The 1,332-nt window shown below is 48.5% G+C and carries 1 protein-coding gene; it reads right to left on the bottom strand.

What is annotated here, in order from left to right; all coding sequences use genetic code 11:
- Positions 1-1,332, bottom strand: a 1,332-nt coding sequence (locus R7P67_RS24630; RefSeq protein WP_318086294.1) for a cadherin-like domain-containing protein, incomplete at both ends; no start/stop codon positions are given.

Raw genomic sequence — 1,332 nt, 5'->3', positions numbered from 1 at the left:
GATGAGGGAAATTCCGCGATCACTACCAAGTAACAGATTATCTTCCGTTTCAGAAGAAACATCGATGTCACGGTTGTTGGACGTAACATTGATGCTGATGTCAATTGGGTCTGAGAACGCTTGATCGCCATTCGATTCCGTTGAAACCGCAGTCAGCGTGATATCGTGATCACCCTGGCGCACATTATCGATGTGAAGCGTATCAATTTCATCAGCAGGCACTGTCCAAGTAGAAGTCGCACTATCAAAACTGATGCTCGATGTGGTCGCATCACTCGTTAGCGTTGCGCCTCTTGGAACGCCTGTCACCTCTAACGCTAAGACTTCATCCAAATCCGTCAGTGCAGCAATAATGCCGACTAACGCTACGCCCTGAAAACTCGCACTTTGGCTAGCAGTAATGCGCTGGATGTAATTAAAGTTCGCGTCAAAGGCAAGCGTCGGTTTGTCCGCCACTGGTGTCACGTTGATATCAAACGTTTCGGTGGTTTGCAGCGACGTTCCTGTGGAATTCTCATAGTAAATTCCATTATCGTCCGCTGTAACCGTCAATGAAATCGCTGAACTGTTCACGTCACTTGCATCGACAAAAACACCGACATTTGGATCTGTCGAAGTCAACACCGCATTAAGTTGGGACAACGTCCCCATCAACACGGTTTCACCCGCTAAACCAACACCTTGCGTCACACCACTGCCAGATGGCGCGATAACACTGACATCACCTTCACTCGTGCTGAGGGAAATCGTCATGATCTCGTTCTCATGGATACCAGTGAAATCCACATCCGCTATCGTAATGCCTGATATTTTTTGACCTGCCGATTCGAAGATCATGCTGGTTACTAATGAGCCATCAATCTCTGGAGCATCATTAACCGCTTGAACGTTCATGACCGCAGAGCCACTGATTGTGATTGGATCCGGTGCTCCATTGGTTGTGCCATCATCAGTAATGTCATAGACAAAACTCACGTCGCCGTTGAAGTTTACTGATGGTTCAAAGCGCCATTCCGTCGCGCTAATCTGCGTGATCGTTCCCGCTGATGGATCCGCAAGCGTGACATTACTGACTGCCAAGTTATCGTTTTCCGGATCGGTCGCGTTTGCCAATAGTTCCGAGGCAGTAATACTCACAGCGCCGCTGTCTTCTTCTATCGAAGAAAGCGTCACTTCCGATGTTTGAGGTGCATCGTTTACATCGAACACTTCAAAAGATGCAGAACCCGATACCGTCTTAGGATCGGATACACCATTTGTTGTGCCGTCGTCCGTAATATCGAAAGTCAGCTCCACAGGGCCGTTGTAACCCGGCGCTGGCGTAAATTCCCA

The sequence above is a fragment of the Vibrio sp. Vb0937 genome, from assembly GCF_033338855.1.
Note: the sequence above shows the minus strand (reverse complement) of the source record. Positions and strands in the feature narration are given on the sequence as shown.